We start from the raw sequence: 22,046 nt of genomic DNA, 5'->3' as shown, positions 1-22,046 counted from the left end.
AAAAGCTCCGGTTTCTTCTTTATTATAATACTATCGCTTCTCTTTTCTCTTTCTTTCCATTAGGACAACTAACATCGATACTGCTACTACAAGCCAAACAATCATAGAATTGTTATCTCCTGTTTTCACACTCGATTGCTCTTTTGGATTTTCTTTTGGATTTTCTTTCTGATTTCCACTTTCCGGCTTATCCGGTGTTGTGCCACTTTCAGATTTTTCTTCCAATCCCTGAACTGCCGCTCTCAGCATATCTGATGCCTTTCTCACATCAGCACTTGTCGCATTCTCATCAAATGCAACTTTCTTTGCAAACTCCAATGCTGATTCCACCTTGCCTGCTGATTCCTCAGTATATCCTGTAAGATCCATTTGTTCCACATCTTTGATCAACTCTTCTAATTTTTCCTTGCTCGGAATTTGTCTCAGATCAAAAATCGCCTTCTGCAATTGTCCAAATGCTGCATCTACCGCTTCCTGAGTTGCCTTTTCATCCTCATATACCTCTTTTGCAAGTTCATAAGCTTTCACAAAAGCTTCTCTCGTTACAGGTGTATAGGAATCAAGCTCTTTCCTGTATTGTTCTGCCTCATCCAGTTTCTTCTTAAGATCTTCTTTTTTCACAGGCGTGCTCGGAATCAACTCCAACCCTTTTTCTGCTTCCTGCAGCCGCTTTAATGCTTTATCAACTGTTTCTTGTGCCGACTTTTCATCGTCCAATACTGCTTTTGCATTTGCAATTGCATCTTCCATCACTTTGCGGCTCTGTTCCGTGTACATACTCAGATCCATTTTAGCCGCCTTATCATAGGCTTCCTGTAGTTCTGCCTTGTCAACCGGCACTTCTACCTTTTTCGGTCCGGTAATGCGAATCTCAGTAGCGGAAGCATAATTATTAGAATCCGTCGAAAGCGACTCTACCGCATAGACACGGACATTTGTTGCCTCCACTTCTGAAAAACTTGCCTTTTTCCAACTGTTTCCAGAACTCCATGTTCCACTGCTCACTTCCTGATAACTCTGTCCGTTGTCAGCACTCACTTCAATTCTGTATTTTGTGATAACTCCATTTGTTCCACTTGTTCTTGGCAACAAACGGATTCCATCCACCAGTTGTTTTTCCGGAAGCCGGATATCAATCCACAGATCTTCTCTCTCTGCTCCAGCCCATGAAGAGTGCCACAGCGTTCCTGTATTGTTATCCAGAACATATTTTGCCAAGCCTTCCGTCTCACTTCCTGCCTGCTCACTTCCGGCAGTTGCAGTCATTCCTTCCAGAGAGATATCAAACTCATCGTTCTCTGCAGGATCTTTCGGAATCTGGCTTACAGAATACTTATCAAGAATCTCTGTCCCCAGCTTTTCCAAATCCATACCGTTTGCTTTCGTTGGATATTCGTTATTGCTCCGAGCCCACGCCCATTCCATTTCAAACCAATCTGCTGCTGAGTAATTTTTTGACTCTTCTCCTGCCAATTCTTTTTTCCGTTCGGCAATCCATTTTTCCCAGCGTGGTTTATAATAGTCGCTTGTAAGTCCTGACCACTGACGATTGGAATAATCAATCAAGCCTCCACTGTTTGCCTGCTCGATACTTCCCCATGTTGTGATAAGGCCACGTGCATTTAGCTCATACAATTCTTTTGTGAAATCGTCTGCATTTTTCGCAAGTGCTTTCGCCGATTCCAGCCATGTGCCAAGCATAAATTCTTCCTGTGTTCCGGTTACTTCCTCTACCTTTGTAATAATTTCAAGGAAACTGTTTGACATTTTTTCAAATTTTTCAGCGTCCCCCTCGCGGAATGCATCTGCCATCTTCTTCTGATATTCCTGAGCAGTGTTCGATAACACCTGCTCTAATACATTTGCAAGATCATATTGATAACCGGCACTGTCTTTTAATTTGTCATAGTCTTTTAGCAACAGTGCTGCCGCTTTTTCCAGTTCAGCCTTATCATAATCGATCACCGCATTTCCCCAAGTGGAAGCCGCTCCAATATCTAATCCCGGACGGGCGTTGACAACCGACTCCGGCGCTCCCTGTCCTTTCATATTCATCTCTGGATTATACACAGTATCATTCAGGATTTGCATTGCTTCATACGCCGATTGGCTCTCTGCCCCATATCTTCTCGTTGTGTAATCCTTAAACCATTCGTCCAGGTTGATCGCCGATAAATTCTCACCATCATCTGACCAGATTGTCTCGAAGAACAGATCATACAGTACCGGATTATTCACAGATGCTTCCGGTGTGATACCGATTCCCGCCATATGGTTCGCCTGTGCCGCTGCCTGCGCAACACCATTTACAAAATTCTCAATATGTCCGTGCAGTCCGAGACGCCCTCCGAAGTTATTCAACATGCAGTAAACCCAAGGAGTGTTCAAAAATTCTCCACCGCCTTCTGCTCCACCGTAAGAGCCAGGATCTGTCTCGTTCCAGTGCGGAGTTTTCTCTGCATAGAGATCAAGTACAAGCGCATGGTCACGTGCTGCATCTAATCCCTGAAGCAGAGCCGTCGACGGATTTCCCTGCCATGACTGAATAATCCAGATACCATTTTCGTCTGCCTCCATCATGTTTGCCAACACTTTCTCGGCAATGACTGTCGGGCTCATACCACCTGTGTTTCCACCTTCATGGAACGGATCTGTTGCATAGTAGTCAGATACATCTCCATATACTTCCTTTTGTACCTTATAGAACAACTGCGCATATTTGTCAAATGTCTCACTATCTGTCTTCAGCATACTCGGTCTTTGGAACGAACACCATGTCCCCTGCTTGATTACCTGTGCACTTGGGTCTTTATCTGTAATATCAACAGGAACCATACCGCTATAACCTTGCAGTACCGGCTGCATGCCAAGTTTTCTCATAATAAGCTGATTTTTTCTCGCAAGTTCTGTTCTCTCCGTGAACCAGCTGTCATGTACCGGTCCTCCAAATCCGGATAGATTTGCCATATATGCCCATGCATAGTATGCCGGCCCTGCGATGAAATCTTTTGCTTCTTCGTGCGAATATCCAAGTTCTCCCAAAAATCTTCTCCACACTTCTTCCTGCGCTGTTGCATCGAGAACAACATTTACACCATTCAATGCAAGCCAGTCCAATTCATTTCTCCATTCTTTCTCACCCCAGAACGCCATAGAATATGAAAGCGTACAGTAGTTATAAGAATAGCGGACCGGGAATTTTGTCTCTTTATGTACCGTTCCCTCAATTGGAACAATGCTCTTTGGCATCTTCACCTGATCCCCAACCTGAGAAATATTTACGTTACAATAATATTTCAAATAATGGTTCAGCCCTGTCGCAAGAGAGACACCATCGTTTCCTTTGATGTGAATCTTTCCATCTTTCTGAGATAACTCAAAGTAATCATATGCATTGTCGCCTTCTGCCACTTCCAAGGTAAACCAGTCAACATACGCTGAGCCGATTCTTCTTTCAATGATCCCTTTCACTTCATCAATCGTATCTTGTTCTGTAATCTGCACATCATATGCGGAACCCGCAAAATCTTCCACCTGAACTTTTGGTGTCTCCTGAATTTTCGTTCCGCTTTCCTTTCCAAGCACACGGATTTCATTGATCAAAGACTTTTCCGAAGTCGACTGATATTCCATATATACACGAACAATTCTTGCTTCTTTTCCATCAGCAGCGTATTTTTCACCGTCTGCCGGACAGCTTTCTTTACTTGTTTTTTCCGCAAGCTTATCAAAATCTCTTCCGTCCATACTCGTATAAATCGAATACTGGGAATATCCTGTGGACGGTGTAAACACTTGAATCTCATCCAGATTATAATTTTTCTCCAAATCAATATCAATGTATGCCGGATATCTGTCCCCCGACCACACATTCGTTGTAGAGCCATCATTCACTCTGGATACTGTAGACTGACCTGTGTTAGTATGAACCGGTTTTTTATATGCGATACTCTCAGTATCTTCTACATTGCTTCCGTTTGCATCTGCAAAGATTTTAAATTCCGCCAGCGCCGGCCACGGATCTCCGCCTGTGCTCGCAATATCAGTCACATTGATGCGAATGCTCTTTAAATTCTTGACACTGTCTAAAGATAATGTCTGAATATGTCCATCCTCCAGACGCGTTGCCTTCACTCCTGCAAATAACGTCTGCCACTCGGTGTCATTTTTACTCTTCCCAAGTACGTCAAATGTAAATTCAAAGCCATTTTCATCCGGATCCACAAGTTCAAAAGCCGCCTCCATAGATTTTACCGGATACTCTCTGTCGAGCTCCATCTCGATCCATGCGCCGTCTTTCAAACCGGAGATACCTCCATTGTTGTAAACGTACAATGTCTCATAATTATCATCAACCAGATTGCTTTTTACTCCGGCATCCCCGCCAACAGATGTGATTGTCGCCTGCGGCGCCACATTGGTCAGATCACTTTCCTCGGAAGATGCCTCCGCCCAGATTTCCACCTCTGCAATAGCCGGCCAGAACGCTCCCGGCTGTCCATCGTTTTGCGGATTAGACAATGTAATATACGTGTGTGTAAAATTCAAAGGTGTCTCATATTCAAATTCATAGACATCATCAAAACAGTGATTCACTTTTGTATCATCCACAACAAGATCACTCGTGACGTTATTCAATGCATGTGACAGTTGAATATCCACCGTCCAAGGAGTATGTCCCTGTTCAAACTTTACAACGATTTTTTTAATCTTTTTTGTATTATCTGCAGGCAGCTTCAATGATACCTCACTCGGCCATGTATCACCGTTTTGCACCCACAAGGTCGCATCGTCACCGTCAACCAGATTTTCTTTTTCTTTCCCCGCTTCCGAACTTGGGACTGTAATCTCTGATTCCGGTGCGATATTCACCAATTTTTCCTCTCCTTTTTTCTCTCCGGCAGCGACAAGTGTCGGTACCTGGATCGAAATCATCACAAGACTCAATACAAATATTCCTGCAAGAATCTTATGAAATCCCTTATATATTTTCCTTTTCATTTCTTTTTCCTTTTTCCCATTTCCCTTTTCCCTTTTAAAACAACCGGCAACTTTCATTGCCGGCTATTTTATTATTCATCCGTTTTTTTCTTTTTTAAGATTTCTTTTCCTGCAATTACGGATGCTGCTGCCGCAAGAACCATCATCATTGGCGCCGCAGTCGAATCTCCTGTCACCGGTTTCTTTCCTGATTCATCTGAACCACCGGCAGATGGAGTACTTAGTTTCTTATTTTCCTCTTTTTTCACTAAATCCTTAGCTGCCTTTGCAAGTTTCTCTGTAGCTGCCTTGATTTCCTCTGCTGTTGCATCTTCATCATCAAGCACCGTCTTGGCATTTGTGAGTGCTTCTTTATATACTTTCCAGCTGTCTGCTGTGTAGTCAGCTTCTTTGTAGTATGAAACACATTCATTGTAGTATTTTTCCAAAGCGCTCTTATCTACTTCGCTCGGTACTACAGGTTTGTCAGCTTTTTCTAACTGTTCAACTGCTGCCCTCAACTGCCCCTCTGCTGCATCTACAGCATCCTGATCAGCTTCCGGATCTTTCATAACTACTTTCGCCTGAGCAAGTGCATCTTCAAACACTTTTACGCTCTCTGATGTATATCCGCTCAGATCCATCTTTTCTGCTTCTTTGATTAAGTCTTCCAATTTATCTTTGTTTGGAATCAGTCTCAATTCAAAGAGAGCTTTTTGAAGATCATCATGTGCTTTTTTCACTTGTTCTTCTGTTGCTTCTTTATCGTCAATGACTGCTTTTGCAGCGTCTATTGCATCTGCATATGCTTTCCATGTACCTGGTGTGTACTCTTTTTCGTCTCTGTCAGCCGCTACACAGTCATCATACAATTTCTTAAGACTGTCTTTGTTTACTCCATCCGGATCTACCGGTGTGTCAGATTCTTCAAACTTAGCAACCAATGTCAGGTTATCCTCCGGTGTTACTTTGTAAGAAGCTTCCTTGCTCACTTCATTTCCGAAAATGTCATACCAGCCAACGAATTTGTTTCCTTTATCTGCTTTTGCAGTAAATGTAACTTCCTCGCCTTTGTTAATCTGCTCTTTTGAAACTTCTGCTGTTCCTCTTCCTTCTACATATGTGCTGATGCGAAGTGGTACTTTTGTCAAGTCCTCTGTTCCTCCAAGCACTTTGAACTCTGCCGCACTACCGAAATCATTCTGTCCTTTTGTAACTGTCAGTCTTAATTTTGATGTGTTGATTGGTTTAAATCTCACATTTTTCTCAGATCCGTTAGAAGCCCATGTTCCTTTATCTACAGCTTTCTGCCAGTTTCCGGAAGCATCTTGATATTCCAATGTATATTCTAAGATATATCCATTATTTCCTGTCTGTCTTGGCATATAGTAGAATCCATTGATATCGTAATTCTTCTTCATATCAATTGTGATCACAGCCGGAAGTGGTTTCTTGTTTGGCGACCACTGTGTATGCCAGATTGTAGAAATATTATTATCAAATGCATTTGTAATTTTTCCATCTGAGTTTTCGTTGTCAGCTGTCACTGTGAAGTCTTTTGAATCGATTGCTCCCTCTGTCAAATCTTCTTTTACCACTTTAGAAGTCAACACAATGTTATCGATCACTGCGTTTACCGCATTTGTCTTAGAACCAATTCTTTCTGTCGGCAATGACAATGACGCACGTGAGATATTAGATGCTTTCAAATCGCCTTCATATGTGTAGCTTCCTGTTGCAGTATATTTCTTGCCATCTGCAATCAGAGAAGTCACATCTCCGTCTGTTCTGATTGTCAGAGATACTTTCTGATTTACCGGAAGCTTATATCCAAAGGAATAGTCATAACCTTCTCTTGTAAATCCAAGTGTTCCATCTTCCATGATACGGATATCATATGTTCCGTACTCTGCATCTGCCTCGAATAAAATTTCTCCAGGCATTCCAGGTTTTTTCATTGTAATGTCGAAAGAAAGTTCCTTTCCAGGGCCAACACGGTCAAGCGGAGTAGAGACATAGCTTTCTTTTCCGTTCAATACAAATGCTTTATCTTCTACTTTTGCGTTCACTGCATCTTTTGCATCATAGCCGTTTCCGGATTCATCATTCAGACCTTCATCAAAATCGTATGATACAATAGTGTCCCCCTTGCTGTCTACTTTGTCATATGCATTTGTGCGAGGAGCTTCTCCAACTGCTTCACTGACTTCTGTTGCCTCTGCGTAAGTCTTTTCTTCATCTCCCCACAAGCTTGATGCGTAGAATGGAGCTGCATCGTTGAAACGGTCATAAATTTCCAGCTCAGAAAGACCATTTGCTTTCTTATCTACCATGTCATTCCAAATTGCATAAGCTCCACCGAGTGTCTGTTCAGAACCAACCGGAACTCCCATACGTTTTGCCGGATCATAATTACTGTATAAGTGCTGTTTATTCAAATAATCACCATAATATCCGGCTGCCGGAACAATGTAAACTGTTCCATCGTTCATATCAATCAGATCATATCCTTCTTTGTACATCTCTTTTGGATTTGCCCAACCGTCATTCCAGATATTCATCTGTACATCTTCGCTTCTTACATCTGTCTGACCTTTTCTTGCAGTAAGACTTCCCCAAAGACGAACTTGATTACCTTTCTCTTGAACATGTGCTAACAAATCATCTGTAAATTGGCGGAACTGTTCTTTATATGTTTCTGAATATTCATCTGTTCCGATATTAACAATTGTCTCTTCATCGAATACAGGATTCTCACCTTCCAAATATTCATCCCAAAGACCTTCTACAAATTCTAAAGACTTCGCATATGGCGTTTCACTTGCATCACCCCCACTAGGAGTTGCCAAATTAAAGTGATCATTCTCACGTCCATTTCCACCCATTTTAAGGTCTGGACGAACCTTTGTAAATGCAAGAGAGTGTGCCGGTGTATCGAACTCAGGTACAATATCCATACCGATTTCACGGTAATCCTGAATCATCTGACGCATCTCATCTTTTGTCCAGTACATGTCATCACTTGTCAAATCTGCCTTATTCAGATTTCCATCTGCTTTGATATCAGACTCCAAACGGAATCCCTCATATGCAGTCATCGGATCTTCTCCTGCAGTTGTGTAATCTTCCAAGAAGATATAGTTGTCATTTAAGTGAAGCTGTAAGTCGTTCATCTTGTACCATGCCATTGTCTTTGCAACTTCATTGACAATTTTCTTAGAGAATGGTCTTCTTCCGACATCAAGCATGAATCCACGCACTTCGTATTTTGGATAGTCACGCGCCTCGCCTTTTGCGATTGTTCCATCTGTCTGTTTTAAAATCTGAAGAATACTTCTTGTTGCCCAGTATGCACCTGTTGAAGTTTCTGCTTCCACTGTAACTGAATCACCAATTTTCAGATTGTATCCTTCCTCTTTCAGACCTGTTCCTGCTTCTACAAGTGTAAAGAAGAAATCTCCGGCATTTGCGCTGTCCGCATATACAATTTCAAGATCTTTTCCAAATAAATCTTTATAATCTTTCTGGAACTCTGTTGCCGCTCTCTGAAGCGCTGCTTTATCTTTGTTTGCAACAACGATACGGCTGCCGTCCTTCACTGCAAACTCTCCGCCTTTTGCACCTTTCCACTCAGCAAGTTCCGGAATTACTGCTGGCTTTGCGTTGTCTCCCTCTTCCTGCTCGTATTTACCGGTAACAGTCATTGTATATTCTTTCGAGTCAACTGCTTTTCCATCTTTTCCTTCTGCTTTTACATTGAAGTTCATCTTAATCTGCTGTGTAACCAACGGCTGATAAACTGTCAAGTCTCTGTCTAAAATCTGCTCATAATCTGCTCCGACAAAGCTTATTTCAAACCCTTCCGGAACTTCCGGCATTGTAAATTTCTTAGAATCACCTTCGATCGATTCAGGCAGCTCTAAGTTATCTGCAACTTCCTGTGGATCCTGAGTGTTTTCCGGCTCTTCTAATTTTCCGGCATAAGTCTCAAACTCCCAGATACCAACTGTGTTCCATGTCACCTCAGCTCCGTTTTCCGGCGCCCCTTTTGGATCGAATTCTTCAATGAAAAGGCGTACATGCTGTGTGTTGATCGGTTCATCTAAGTTGATAATCTGCTGATAGCTGTCTGGTTTTTTCTCAAAACTTACAACCGGCTCCCAGTTTGTACCGTCTGACGATTTTTCCAAACGATATTTTGTTGCATTCGTGCGCTCCCAGTGAATCTTGAATGACTGGATAGAAATTTCTTTTCCATAATCTAAGCTAATCCAGTGTTGTCCTAACTTAGCCGGACTTGCCCAACGCGTTGTATCATCTCCGTCAACTACTTTACTAGGTTGGAATTTTTCAAGATTATCTTCATATCCGTCTGCTGCTACTGTTGCACCTTCACTCAAGTTCTCAGCCTCTCCGAGTACTTTGAACTCATAGAGAGATACAGACTGCCAGTTACCCGGGTTCAACGTATACCCGTTCACCGTCAAACGAACAAAACGTCCTGTTGCAGCTTTCTCAAGATTGATCCTGCTTGTGAGAGATGTAATATTCTTACCATCTTCCTTTACATAAACATCTTTATAAGTACCATCTTCTGTGTCAGAAACAGAAATCTTGAAATTTGTAATATTGGTTCTCTCCCACTCAATTACAAACTGACTGAATGTCTTTACTGCCCCCAAGTCTAATGTCAACGTTCTCGCTTCCTGTGTGGTGCTCTGTGCTGTTGACCAGCGTGACTGTTCCGGTTTCTCAGCATCACGATTCACAATGCCATCTACCGCTTTCTCCGGTCCCCACTGATTTGCCAGTTCCTGATTGCTCGCAGTTACTTTTGAATTAAGAGCATAGTTAACCTCATAACCCGCTTTCTCTTCCACATTTTCTGCCTTTACAGCCGGCGCTACAGTTACAGACCCCAATACCATTGCCGCAGAAAGGGCGCCTGCACTTGCACGCATCCATGTTCCTTTTTTCTTCATATCTTTCCTCCTCATTATTTATTATCAGACGAATCTTTACAGCAGGAAAATATTCTGCTTTGCACTAAAAAACCGAACTTTTGGAACAGACTATACAATTTTACATTATATACTCTGTTCCAAAAGTTCGGTTTTGCCTAAAAAGTAACAACCCGCCTGTATAATATTAATTTTATTAAAGCACTTTTTGCCAAAATTTGCAAGTGAATATTTTATTCTAAATCCTATATCGTTAGATTTCCTCTTTCATCTTCCTTATTCAATTTGCTATTTCTGTGTATTCAACTGCTTGTATCTCTTATAAATTCAAAAAAGATTGCGCTTCTTTGCACGAAGTGCATTTTTTTGAATTATAGGATTCCAAAGGAATTTCCTATAATTCAAGAAAAACCCCGGAAACTTGCGTTTCCGGGGTATAAATTCAATTAGTTCAAATCACAAATCAACGATTACTCAATGATTGTAGCAACTCTTCCTGAACCTACTGTACGTCCACCTTCACGATATCAGACCGGTGTATTGCGGTGTACAAATGGTGATTTTTCGTGTAATTTGTGTGGGAAAATCCAGATTTTCCGTTGTGTCCGTGTGGTTTTTGGGGATTTTGTTATCATGGTGTTATCACTCCCTTGGCCTGGGCTTCCAAATAATCCTCATATAATCCCATATAATTTATAATAACCTTTCCGCTTGCCTGTGCTAATTTAGGAGGAACCGCATTTCCTATTTGCAAACTCATTTCGCCCATGTTTCCCTGAAATTCAAATTTATCATCAAAAGATTGTAATCTTGCTGCTTCACGTATAGACAATCCTCTATTTTGTGTTGGGTGACAATAACGCCCTTTTGAAATAATTGTGCAGCCAGAAGTAATTGTAGGTGCTGGCTTGTCTGGATCTATAATTCCATATGTGTCTGTGTACGATACATTTTCCTTTTTATGACATTCAAGTTGTAATTCTTCCGAAATCATTTCACGATTTCCTCCATGAAGTCGGATTTCTTGCAACCGTTCAATATTTGTTTCCGATAAACTACGTGCTTTATGATTTTTTATTATACTATCATCATAACTTTCCCCAGCCCCTAGTATTGGCAAATCAAATATCGCTTTTCGAACAGTTACCCATTTTCTATACCCTTTCTTTTTTTCTTTAGAATGAGTCGGCTTCGGTAATATTTTTTGTTTTTCTTTATCTAATCCTAAATTATCATATACATCATTACGTATTCCATGCAACACCAATCGTTTTCGTATTTGTGGCACACCAAAATCCGCAGCATTTAACGTGGCATACTCAACATGATAATTTTCTTCTAGTTCTTTTACTACATTTTTAAATATTTCTTTACCAACCCCAGTAGACATTCCTGGAACATTCTCCATTAAAATAAAGGAAGGTTCCAATTCATTTATTATTCTAATATATTCATATACTAATTCATTCTTTTCATCATTGGCATCTCTTTTTCCTAAACTTGAAAAACCCTGACATGGCGGACAACCCGCAAGTAAAAAGTTATCACGCCTATTTATTCCAGTTAATTCAGTTATTTTTTCTCCAGTAACTTTTTTTATATCTTCTTTCAATACTTTAGTGCGTTTCAAATTACATTTATATGTTTTCAAAGCTTTTTCATCAATATCTACACCCAAGCATAATCTGAATCCACTTTTCTTCAATCCTGTCGATAGTCCACCCGCTCCGCAAAACAGATCAATCGCTTTGAATTTCATAAATGTTACCACCTCTATACTTATTTCTTATATATTTCATTTACAATTTCTTCCACCCTTTTCTTATTTGAGCTATCTTCCATGCTCCATTTATATGCCAGCTTTTGTATAAGATCATTTATATGCTCTTCGTTTCCATAATCTGCTTCTGAAATGGTCGCAAATATCTTTTTCGCATTGTCATTCGTAATATCTACTTTTTCGTTCACTATACTTGGATATTGCTGCTTTACATATTGAGATTCCAGTAAAATTTTTTCTGGTATAGATTTACTTGGCAAGTAAAATACACTATCTGTATAATATTTAAGATACTCTTTATATGCAGCAATCTCCTGATCTTCTCGCTTTCCACCATTTCCACCATCAACATATGCTTGAATATCCACTCCGTATGCTTTTTTCACACATTCTTTCATATATGAAACATCTTTTTCTTGTTTCACAGTCAATTCCTCTGCATTATAAACGTAATCCGTTTGCATATCACCATCTAATACCAAAAATACTCTTTCTTTAAAGAAATCATGTGTAACAAATGTTGGCAAATATTTTGTAAGTAATGTTTTTTCACCACCCGGATTAAATTCCACATCAAAATATTGAGTTTTATCCATTCTTTTCAATACTTGCTCTACAATATTTTTTGCTGCAAAATCTTCACAAAATATTATTTTCTTATCAGATACACAATCTTCCAAATCATAAAATGCTTCTCTGTAATCAACATTTTCTTTCACTTCAAATCTTCCCTGCGAATTTGTAATATACAATTTAATCGCTTCTGATGGCATATCTCTAATCAATATAGGCGAATGCGAAGATATAACTACCTGTAATTTTTTTCTCTTTGTTACTTCTAGTAAATACTCTTTGAGTTTTTCCTGTGCTCCCGGATGAATTGAGACTTCTGGCTCATCCAAAAGAATCAAACTATATTCTTGCGCTTCTTCAATCTTTTTTACCAACTGAATTACAGCAACTTCTCCACTTCCAGCATTAGCTTCCGAATATCTTGATGATAGTTTTGTTTTTACATAAATTGATGTACCTGGATTTTTAAACAATGAATGTTCAGCAACTTTAATACTCACATACTCTTTACCCAGAATAGAACTGATTTTCTTTTTCATTTCATCATTGAGTTCTTTAACAACACCTACTTTTTCATCTGGAGCCCCTGGGAAACGCATTGCTTCTCCATTAAACAGTCTATTCAAATACTTCGAACGTTTTCTTAGCAAATCCTTTTTACCCGAAATGTCTCCTTTGGCAAAATGGAATATTTTATCAAATGCACTTACTTCTGCTCTAAAGTCTAAATATACAACTTCTTTCTTTACAGGATCATTTCTTGTCTGTGCAGTCATCCCATCCTTTTTTATTGGTTTTGAGGTTTCCCAATAATCGGGATCTTCTTCTTTTGTTTTAGATCCTCTTCTCATTCGAGTTTTCATTACTTCTTTTATTTCTGATTGTTTATCTTCCCGATAGCCATAGAAAAATCTATTTTTTCCCTCTCCACCAGTTTCTTCTATAGGATCTACTTCTGTAGAAAACCAAAAATCTGCACATGTTTTCCAATAAGGCGCACCATATAAAGCATGTAAAGTTGAACTTTTTCCTGATCCATTCTTCCCTACCAATATTGTTATTGGAAATTCCAGATTAATTTTTGTTCCTGGAACTAAATTCTTATAATAAGGGAATACTATGTACTCAATATACTTCTTAAATGCACCATTTTCTTTCATATTTTTTATAGTATCAATTTCTTTGTCCATATTTTTTCCTTCGTAATTATCTATTTTCATTTTTCAATTCTATTTTAACCGTTTCACATATTCATAAATCCGTTTCAGCATTCCATCTTTATCTTCTCCTAATTCTCCACGGATTTTGTCACCAAATCCCATATACGTATTGAATCCAAGCATATATACAGCCATTGCCATAGACAGCTCGTCGTTTTCATCACCATACAATGATGCCACTTTTCTCAATTCATCAATAACCGTATCGTGTGGTACTTCTACACCGCCTTCTTCATTTACAACAGAATTAATCACCTCTGGCAACGCCATACACATCTTATAAAATGCATCTTCTTCACCAGTAAGAATTGCATAAAACTGATCCATGCTTACACGGCGAATCAATCTATGCTGTACATTTTTCCCATCCACTTTTGTTGACCATTTTATATTCTGTGATTTCTTTGCAATTGCTTCAACCAACAGACACGCACAATCATCGTCCTCCAGAATCTGTCCTTGCATTTTTATATATGTTTTTGCGGAAGATGCAGAATTCATAGTATTGTGTTTGTTTTTCATTTCCACATATATTGTATGTACAATATCTCCGTCTGGCATTTGTATTCCATCTGGATTTCTGTAAATAACATCCCACCCTGCCTGTGGGACTTCGCAACCTTTGAAATACGAAAAAATATTTTGATGAAAATATCCTATATCATTATTATTAGACTTATCTCTCTGCCGGAAAATTTCATTATTTACAATTTCCTCCCAGCTTGTACGATATACCGATTTATCAAAAATCAGCTTGATTGGATCAATCAGATTACTGTTGAATCGCTTCAAATCATACGATTCTAGCTTTTCTCCATATTTCATAATCGTTGCACGCACATGCTTCTTAAAATCTTCTTCTGATATAAAATCTAAATTCCACGCCATTTATTTTACCCCCTCTAATGATTTATGTATCTCCAACCCAATTTCATATGCTAAGTTGACAGGAACAGCATTTCCAACCTGTTTATACTGAGATTGAACACTTCCACAAAACTGCCATTCATCCGGAAATGTTTGACATCTTGCATTCTCACGTACTGTAAACGGTCTTGCTTCCAATGGATGACATCTTTCTGTTTGCTTCTGAGACGGTGAAGTCAATACCGTCAATGATGGTTCATCCAGACTCATTCTCCTAAGAATTCCTGTTCTTCCGCCTTCCATATCCCAACAGCTTTTCATATATGCTTTTGCAATCTCTGGATCAATATCTCTCCAATATCCTCCAGGTGGAACTAATTCAAATATTTTTCTTTTATTTTCTCCATATGGTACTCCTGGCCCTTCTGGACAATCCAATAAAACATCTCTCAAAACAGGCTTATAATCATGTTCTTTTGGAAATGAGAATGAAACTTTTCCCACTAAATCATTTCTAATTCCAACAGTGATTAGTCTCTCTCTCTTCTGTGGCACACCAAAATCCCACGCATTTAAAACTTTTTTCTGAATGGTATATCCCGCCTGTTCAAAAATATTTGTTATCGTTGCATATGTTCTTCCTTTATCATGAGTCAGCAAGCCTCGCACATTTTCAAATAAAAACATCTTTGGCTGTAATTTCTGTAAAAAAGTTGTATAGTGATAAAAAAGTGTTCCTCTCGCATCTTCGAGTCCTAATCTTTTTCCAGCATATGAAAAAGCCTGACACGGTGCCCCTCCCGATAATAAATCCAGATCTCCTTTTTTTATGCCAAAATACTCTTCCAAATCCAAACAAGATATATTAGCTATATCATCATGAATAACTCTCCAGTTCGACCTATTGATCTTTAAAGATTCTGCAGCATCTTTATCAAACTCTATTAGTCCCAATGGTTCAAATCCAGCTTTTTCTATCCCTAAAGCCAAACCGCCAGCTCCCGCAAACAATTCTATGGTTGTAAATGCATCACTATCGATTTGTTTTGGTTCTTCTTTTTGTATCTCTACAACATCTTCTATCTTGCAATTTAATGTAAAACATATTTTTTCTATTGATTCAAATGAAACTGGCTCATTCTTTCCTAATCGAGCTAACACATTAAAACTTATTCCTGACGCTTCCTTCAATTCTGTGCGGTTCATTTTTTTATCTATCAGTAATTTCCATAATTTGTCATAACAAATCGCCATTAAAATTCCTCCAAAATCAAAAATAGTACAACTCATATTTTATCATATACTACAATTAGCAACAAGCAATTTTCTCACCATATCGTTAGATTTCCTCTTATATGTTTCTTAACCCGTTTGCTATTTCTCCTGTTTTTTGATAATATATTCTCATCAGTTCGGGCAGAAAGAAGGTACCTATATGTCGCGTGATTCCGCTACCGTTTCAAACAATATGCGTAAGATTCACAGTAAAGATACTTCCATAGAACTATTGCTCCGAAAAGCTCTATGGCACAAAGGTTATCGCTATCGTAAAAATTATAAAGCTCTCCCTGGTTCTCCTGACATTGTTCTTACCAAATATAAAATTGCTATTTTTTGCGATAGTGAATTTTTTCACGGAAAGGATTGGGAAATTCTCAAGCTTCGGCTTGAAAAAGGGAAAAATCCAGACTTTTGGATCAAAAAAATCGAGCGAAATCGTAATCGTGATTATGAAAATGATAAAAAACTTCTATTCCTAGGCTATACTGTTCTTCACTTCTGGGGGCAAGACATTTCCAAACATACAGATGAGTGTTTACAAGCCATTGAAGAAGCCATTTGGGATACAAAATTTTCTGATACAGCCACTGACTATGATATATCCGAAGAATAACCGCCTATACAGTAGGCTGTCCACAACGCCTGCAGACAGCCTCTCTCCTACATAAAGATTATATTTTTATATACTATTTCTTCAGCAGTTGCTTTGATATTATTCATCCTCCTCACCCATTCCATCTGATCCTGCATCTTCAGTTCTTCCGTCACGCCCCACTGTTCAGCCATCTGCTCTACTAGCTTTTCAACCTTTTCTCTGACCTCTTTATCGACCTGATTCAAATGCTCCGTCAGTTTCCCGGTCAGTACCAGATACTGATACCTGGCACTCCTATGTTCCTTCAAAAACTGTTTTCGCATTATTCCATATTTCCCATATGTGGGTTCTTCCTCATTGATTTCCAGATCCGGCAGATAATAATCTCCATGCAATGTGTAACTCAGTCCGTTCTTTTCATCATAAATTTGTTTCTTCATATTCTTACAACTCCATTCCTCTGTACTTTGCTTTATTCTTCTTAATTTGTGCATTGTGTTCTTCACTTCGTTCTTTCGCCCACGGTATACGATCACTTATTTTTTTCGGCATCTGCGCTTTCTGCTTTTTCGCTTCAAGTTCCGCCTGCATCCGGATATCGTCCTGCACCAGTCTTTCTACCATATCTTTCCCCAACATGCGTAAAAGTCGGTTATATCTGTCTGCAATTCCCTGCAGTATTTCTTTCTCACCAGACAATTTCTGATAATCTTTCTGAACTTCTGCCAGTTTCTTTTTTGTTTTTTCATGCTCTTGCCTTTTCTTCTGAAACTTACTTTTCCAACTATCTCTTTCTCTTGTGAGTTCTTTCACCTGTGCAGCCATCGCACCGATTTTGTTTTTCATTTCAATAAACAGTGGTTTGATTTTCTTTTCCCGGTAAGTTACCGCACGTTCCAATGCTGTAGCTTCCGGTAAAAATGTTTTGACCATTCCATATTCTTTTATTTCCTTACTGACATTATCCATCACCGGTTGCAGAAATTCTCTTCTGTCTTCCAGTTTTTTCAATTCTGTTTCTGCTTTCTCAGCACGTCTTTCCGCTGTTTCTTTATCTTTCTGGAACTGAATTTTTTCTTCTTCCAGAAGCTTAATATCTGCCCTTGCGTCCGCAATCTGAGAAGTCAGACCTTCATTCTCTGCTGTCAGATTTTCTTTTTCCTGTTCCAGTTCCTGCACTTCCTTCTTACGCTCTTTCTTTTTGAAATTGTAAACATCCAGATGCTCTTCATGTGTACCTTTCTGCTCCCATTCAATTCCATGCTGCATTGCAATTTCTGCCAGCACTTCTTTTTCATGATTTATCCACTGATTCAGTTCTGTATCATGCTTATTTCCACCTTGAAACCCAAGACTTTTCAATGCCTGTTTCAGTGAAACTCTGGTATCCATTCCTTTTCCCTTCCAGTTGGTCACATAAGGTACAAAGTCAATATGCAGATGTGGAGTAGCTTCATCCTGATGCAGATAGCAGCTAAATACCCGAAGTGTCGGATTCCGCTTCTGGAAGTCTTTCACATATTCGTCCAGTACCTTTACAGCCAGATTTCCTTCTGACGTTCCCACCGCCATATCCTCACGATTTCCTATCTGGAATATCACTTCATGAAACAGCTTCTCCTGTTTGCCCTGTCGGATTTTTTCATAATAATTTGCAATTTGCCGGTTCTTTCTTTTCCCGACATTGTATCTCTCAACCGCATCGTCAAACAGCTCTTTATAAACTTCCTTCAGATTCTCATTCTTATAACAAATGTTCAGTTGTACTCTGTCCGGATCTACATTTTCTGCTACAAAATCCCGTCTGTTATGAGCCAGTGAACCGGCTCCGATCATGCCACTGATTGTTCGTTTCATCATAAATTTTCTCACCTCTTTTCTGTTTGAGTGCCAGATATGGCACATAATTTTTATTTACGCCAGACATGGCAATATTTAAGAAACTTTTGCCGGATACGGCGGTTTTGTTACTTTTGTCAAAAGTAACGCAAAAGCACTTTCGACAGCCGTACCGTCCATCAAAAGTCCCCTTGCGCCCTGCCGGGGGCAATTTATCCCGATATTCTCGCCTGCACATATTCCATATCTCCGCAGTAAGGTGTCCCCACCAGATACCATTCTCTTGCCAGATTCATCTCCATTCTGGTCTGTACCCATTCATCACCTACCAGCACTTCCAGTCCTTCTCCACAGTGAAATCCTGTATCAATCCATAAGTCTGATGATAATAATCCATATCTTCCATTACTACTGTTGTATCCTAATCTTCCCTGTTTCATCATTTTCTGCTCCTTTCCAGTCTGTAAACGGAATTTGTAAACGGAGTTCAAAAGATTTTAAAAGTTAACGTTTTAAGTTTTTTCTTCAAGTTCCGTTTACATCGTTTACAATAATCTTTACTCAAACGGTATTTCCAACTGTTCCGGTACTTCTATAAATCCGTCTTTATCTTTCTTCACCGAATCTTCCATCCGTTTCCATGACCGCTGTATTCCATATTCCTTTCCGAATCGGTGTGTACCATGTGGTTTCCAGCCTACAATCGCATTGTTCATAATATTAGCAATCTCTTTACCTTCCCACTGTTTCATTTCTCCGGTTCGATGTAGCGCTTCATCGAACAGAATTCTTGTACATACATAATCGTCATCGTAGTCATCAAGAAATGCCTGTATGATTCCGGCATTGGTATCTTCCGGCATAAATTCTTTCTGCAGACGCTTTGCCTCTTCCTCAATTTCCTTTGTAAATCCTAAGAACACACTTCCCTGTCGATACAGTACCATTGCCTCTGCCCAAGCCTGTTCGATATAGGCTTTGCTCTCTGCCTCATTGTCCAGAATATGAACTTCTGCTTTCAACATATCTGTCATCACCGGAGCAAATCGTCTGTTTCCGGTTCTGTCCAGAGGAAGAAAATTCAGATCATTTGAAGTACCGCAAAATACACACTGTCTCGGTCTGTCTTCCGGGTGAACTTCATAAGGTACCTTGTAGGTTTCTTTCTGTCTGCTCAGAAACGATTTTATCTGTTCAATATTCTTTGCTGTGACAGTTGCCTTCATTTCTCCCATTTCAATAATCCAGTGGTTCTGCAGTTTTCTGTAAATGTTTTCATCATCCAGATGATCCAGATTATCACTGAACCATTCTTCTTTTATCGCCAGATATTTGAAAAATGTAGACTTTCCGGCTCCCTGACTTCCAACCAGACACAGCATAATGTCATATTTTATTCCCGGTTCATAAATTCTCGAAATCGCTGCCACCATGTGCATTTTCATTACTCCGACTGTGTAGTTGCTCTTTTCTGCTCCCAGGAAATGCGGAAGCATATTTTCTATTCTTGGAATTCCGTCCCAAACCAGGCTCTCCAGATAATCTCTGATTGGGTGATATTTATTTTCATTGGAAACAATATCTACTCCCGCTTTGATCACACGCTCGCTTGTCAGTTCATAATTTTCTTCCAGATACATCTTCAAATTATTTTCATCAGTATCTGTAACCGTAGGACTGTTATTTCTCCGTTCCCAGGGCACCTCTTTCACAATGTCCATTCTTCCAGAAAGCTCATTTCGTTTAATCGCTTTTTTCAGCACTGGATCTTTTTGTAATACGGTTACACAATTTCTGATTGTCTGCTTTGTTCTTCCTTTATCCGTATGCTCCAACATATCATTGACATCTTCTGTTGTAAGCATCTCCTCGTTCACAATATCTTCTAATTCCATTAAGGACTTCTCGCTGATATTCGTTAATTCTTTCTTCAATTTTTTCAACCTCCCTTCTCTTCATCTTGAAAAATTCTACAATTTCTTCTCCCGTTCCAAACATCAGCACGTCCAGATAGTCATTTATCTTTCTTTCATTTGCCAATGCCTCCGTAAATAACTCGTGCCATTCTTCTTCCGGTTCTGGTCTGTAAAACTCTTTCCAGAACTGAATCCATTTCAGATATCTTATCAGCACGTCTGTTGCATGTTTCAACCACTGCTCCAGTTTTTCTCTGATCATCACCACTTTAGGTTTCTTTGATATCAAAGTATTCCTGCTTTGGTGCGTCCTTTTGTATTTGTTTCTGTCTTCGATTTTTATATCCAATCCAAAATCTTCTATCATCTTTTTCGCAGCTTCATACTGTGATATTCCAAATAACCTTGCTGTAAAATCTATCGCATCACCGCCCACTCCACATGCAAAGCAATGATAGATTTTATCTGCCTTCATACTTGGGTGTCGGTCTTTATGAAACGGACAACATGCCATTCCATTTCCCTTTACTTTAATCCCGTAATGCTCCGCAGCCTGTCTCGCTGTCACACATCCTTTTACCTGTTCAAATAATGTCACTTCTACCTCCTGCCCCTCCGAGCAAGTCTCCGATGAACAGATATTCGGGAATTGTTGTATCTTTCAATTCGTGATATACTAAATCTGCCAAGATGGTATATCAGTGAATCTGATTATCAGAGAACTTGCTCAGATATTTTGTCTGGGCTTTTTCTTTTTGTCTGTCAGTAGTCATAGCTCCACTCCTTACACAAATCTCCTTGTAGGAATAACAATGATTTCAAATTTGCTTCCGTCCTCTAATTCAAGAAGAATCACATAATCTGAATCTCGATCGGGTAAAATGGAACTTATCTTCAACTTTTTACTGTAGTTAATTGCATCGAATATTTTTCCGACTACTTTCTTTGTTTTCATTTGCTTCTTTTCCTCCGTATTAACGTTTATTGTCCAGCATCTCAGCAACTTTTTTCTGCTGTGACGGGTACAGATGCCCATAAGTGTTCATTGTCATCTGAATGTCTTTGTGCCCCAGCCTTTCCTTGATAATCAGCGGTTCTACGCCCTGGTAGATCAGATATGCCACATGGCTGTGACGGATATCGTGCACTCTGATTGGTTTTACACCGGTCAGTGCTTCATATTTCTTAAGACGTTTCTGCAGTGTTCTCGCCACAATCGGGAACAACCGCTGATCTTCCGGAAATCCATAATGCTTCTTTGCATACTCCTGTACCTCTTCCTTAAGAAAATTAGGAATATCAATGGTACGGACTGAATTTTCTGTTTTAGGAGTATCAATCACATCTCTTTTCCTGATCCGGTTATAAGTCTTATTGATATGCAGGAGATTCCCACTCATATCAAAATCCGAAAGTCTCAATGCCAGAAGTTCTCCTTCCCTGACTCCTGTCCAAAACAGAATTTCAAATATCAGATAATCTTCACTCCCCGGCTCAATCCCGGCAATAAATCTGTCGTATTCTGCCTTCGTCCAGAATTCCAGCTTGTTGGCATCTGATTTCCCCATCTTTTTTACTTTCTTACATGGATTTTCCTTCAGATTGTAAATTTTCTGTGCATGATTAAACAGTGCATTTAACTGATTCTGGATCATACGCTCATAAGTCTTGCTGTATCCTTTTTCCTGAATGGTATTCTGCCACCGGATAATCTCTGCCGGTGTGATCTCATTCATTTTTCTTGTTCCAAAAGACGGAACAATATGCTTGTTCATCATGTGCTGTTTATTACGGATTGAATTTTCTTTCAGTTCATTCTTTTTATCTTCAAAATAAACTTGAATAAAACTGTTCATCTCCATCTTCATATCCGCTGCAGTCTTTCTTATGAATTCCTTCTCATAATTCAATGCTTCTTTCTTAGTCTTGAACCCTCTTTTCAGCTTCTGCGTTTTCTTTCCTGTCCAGTCAATATAACGGAAGCTCACATACCAGGTTCCCTGTGCTTTGTCTTTGTAAGCTGACATCTTAAAA

Annotated in this window: 14 protein-coding genes; 1 reads left to right on the top strand and 13 read right to left on the bottom strand. The window is 39.4% G+C overall.

What is annotated here, in order from left to right; translation table 11 throughout:
* Positions 1–30: 30 nt before the first annotated feature.
* The 6 genes from BQ5364_RS02855 to dcm all read right to left on the bottom strand — a co-directional run bounded on the left by BQ5364_RS02855 (position 31) and on the right by dcm (position 15,635).
* A complete protein-coding gene (locus BQ5364_RS02855) occupies positions 31–5,001 on the bottom strand; it encodes an alpha-N-acetylglucosaminidase TIM-barrel domain-containing protein (RefSeq protein WP_071143651.1) in 4,971 nt (1,656 codons plus the stop codon).
* Between the two features lie 71 nt (positions 5,002–5,072).
* Positions 5,073–9,962: a discoidin domain-containing protein gene (locus BQ5364_RS02850; RefSeq protein WP_235837113.1), complete on the bottom strand. Its 4,890-nt coding sequence runs from the start codon at positions 9,960–9,962 to the stop codon at positions 5,073–5,075.
* A gap of 610 nt (positions 9,963–10,572) precedes the next feature.
* Positions 10,573–11,700, bottom strand: coding sequence for a DNA cytosine methyltransferase (locus BQ5364_RS02845; RefSeq protein WP_071143608.1), 1,128 nt, complete (start codon positions 11,698–11,700; stop codon positions 10,573–10,575).
* A gap of 20 nt (positions 11,701–11,720) precedes the next feature.
* A complete protein-coding gene (locus BQ5364_RS02840) occupies positions 11,721–13,514 on the bottom strand; it encodes an ATP-dependent nuclease (protein WP_083382647.1) in 1,794 nt (597 codons plus the stop codon).
* A gap of 9 nt (positions 13,515–13,523) precedes the next feature.
* The gene (locus tag BQ5364_RS02835; protein WP_009461554.1) at positions 13,524–14,402 is read right to left on the bottom strand and encodes an Eco47II family restriction endonuclease; all 879 of its coding nucleotides are present in this window, start codon (positions 14,400–14,402) and stop codon (positions 13,524–13,526) included.
* Positions 14,403–15,635 carry a DNA cytosine methyltransferase gene (gene dcm, locus BQ5364_RS02830; RefSeq protein WP_071143606.1) on the bottom strand — a complete coding sequence of 411 codons (1,233 nt, stop codon included), beginning with the start codon at positions 15,633–15,635 and terminating at the stop codon, positions 14,403–14,405. It abuts the gene before it with no gap.
* Positions 15,636–15,816: 181 nt separating this feature from the next.
* Between dcm and BQ5364_RS02825 the strand changes: the two genes are divergently transcribed.
* Positions 15,817–16,275 carry a very short patch repair endonuclease gene (locus BQ5364_RS02825; protein WP_009461558.1) on the top strand — a complete coding sequence of 153 codons (459 nt, stop codon included), beginning with the start codon at positions 15,817–15,819 and terminating at the stop codon, positions 16,273–16,275.
* A gap of 47 nt (positions 16,276–16,322) precedes the next feature.
* Here the strand turns inward: BQ5364_RS02825 and BQ5364_RS02820 are convergent, their stop codons facing one another.
* From BQ5364_RS02820 to BQ5364_RS02795, 7 genes are all read right to left on the bottom strand, one after another.
* A complete protein-coding gene (locus BQ5364_RS02820; RefSeq protein ID WP_071143605.1) occupies positions 16,323–16,697 on the bottom strand; it encodes a TnpV protein in 375 nt (124 codons plus the stop codon).
* Positions 16,698–16,701: 4 nt separating this feature from the next.
* Positions 16,702–18,117, bottom strand: coding sequence for a plasmid recombination protein (locus BQ5364_RS02815; protein ID WP_279287786.1), 1,416 nt, complete (start codon positions 18,115–18,117; stop codon positions 16,702–16,704).
* Between the two features lie 191 nt (positions 18,118–18,308).
* The gene (locus BQ5364_RS02810) at positions 18,309–18,536 is read right to left on the bottom strand and encodes a DUF5348 domain-containing protein (protein ID WP_071143603.1); all 228 of its coding nucleotides are present in this window, start codon (positions 18,534–18,536) and stop codon (positions 18,309–18,311) included.
* Between the two features lie 117 nt (positions 18,537–18,653).
* Complete coding sequence (locus BQ5364_RS02805) at positions 18,654–19,991, bottom strand: virulence-associated E family protein (protein WP_071143602.1); 1,338 nt, start codon at positions 19,989–19,991, stop codon at positions 18,654–18,656.
* Positions 19,936–20,610: a CHC2 zinc finger domain-containing protein gene (locus BQ5364_RS02800; protein WP_071143601.1), complete on the bottom strand. Its 675-nt coding sequence runs from the start codon at positions 20,608–20,610 to the stop codon at positions 19,936–19,938. Before BQ5364_RS02800 ends, BQ5364_RS02805 begins: the two co-directional genes overlap by 56 nt.
* Before the next feature lie 186 nt (positions 20,611–20,796).
* On the bottom strand, positions 20,797–20,967 hold the full coding sequence (locus BQ5364_RS18060) for a hypothetical protein (protein WP_162841118.1): 171 nt from the start codon (positions 20,965–20,967) through the stop codon (positions 20,797–20,799).
* Between the two features lie 19 nt (positions 20,968–20,986).
* Positions 20,987–22,039: a site-specific integrase gene (locus BQ5364_RS02795; RefSeq protein WP_071143600.1), complete on the bottom strand. Its 1,053-nt coding sequence runs from the start codon at positions 22,037–22,039 to the stop codon at positions 20,987–20,989.
* Positions 22,040–22,046 lie beyond the last annotated feature (7 nt).

Source organism: Coprococcus phoceensis, from assembly GCF_900104635.1.
GTDB classification, from domain to species: Bacteria; Bacillota; Clostridia; order Lachnospirales; family Lachnospiraceae; genus Faecalimonas; species Faecalimonas phoceensis.
The sequence above is the reverse complement of the archived record's forward strand: the minus strand, read 5'-3'. Positions and strand labels throughout refer to the sequence as shown.

Coding starts and splice junctions, on each gene's coding strand:
- BQ5364_RS02855 (WP_071143651.1), bottom strand. CDS start 5,001: ATGAAAAGGAAAATATATAAGGGATTTCATAAGATTCTTGCAGGAATA.
- BQ5364_RS02850 (WP_235837113.1), bottom strand. CDS start 9,962: ATGAAGAAAAAAGGAACATGGATGCGTGCAAGTGCAGGCGCCCTTTCT.
- BQ5364_RS02845 (WP_071143608.1), bottom strand. CDS start 11,700: ATGAAATTCAAAGCGATTGATCTGTTTTGCGGAGCGGGTGGACTATCG.
- BQ5364_RS02840 (WP_083382647.1), bottom strand. CDS start 13,514: ATGAAAATAGATAATTACGAAGGAAAAAATATGGACAAAGAAATTGAT.
- BQ5364_RS02835 (WP_009461554.1), bottom strand. CDS start 14,402: ATGGCGTGGAATTTAGATTTTATATCAGAAGAAGATTTTAAGAAGCAT.
- dcm (WP_071143606.1), bottom strand. CDS start 15,635: ATGGCGATTTGTTATGACAAATTATGGAAATTACTGATAGATAAAAAA.
- BQ5364_RS02825 (WP_009461558.1), top strand. CDS start 15,817: ATGTCGCGTGATTCCGCTACCGTTTCAAACAATATGCGTAAGATTCAC.
- BQ5364_RS02820 (WP_071143605.1), bottom strand. CDS start 16,697: ATGAAGAAACAAATTTATGATGAAAAGAACGGACTGAGTTACACATTG.
- BQ5364_RS02815 (WP_279287786.1), bottom strand. CDS start 18,117: ATGATGAAACGAACAATCAGTGGCATGATCGGAGCCGGTTCACTGGCT.
- BQ5364_RS02810 (WP_071143603.1), bottom strand. CDS start 18,536: ATGAAACAGGGAAGATTAGGATACAACAGTAGTAATGGAAGATATGGA.
- BQ5364_RS02805 (WP_071143602.1), bottom strand. CDS start 19,991: ATGGAATTAGAAGATATTGTGAACGAGGAGATGCTTACAACAGAAGAT.
- BQ5364_RS18060 (WP_162841118.1), bottom strand. CDS start 20,967: ATGAAAACAAAGAAAGTAGTCGGAAAAATATTCGATGCAATTAACTAC.
- BQ5364_RS02795 (WP_071143600.1), bottom strand. CDS start 22,039: ATGTCAGCTTACAAAGACAAAGCACAGGGAACCTGGTATGTGAGCTTC.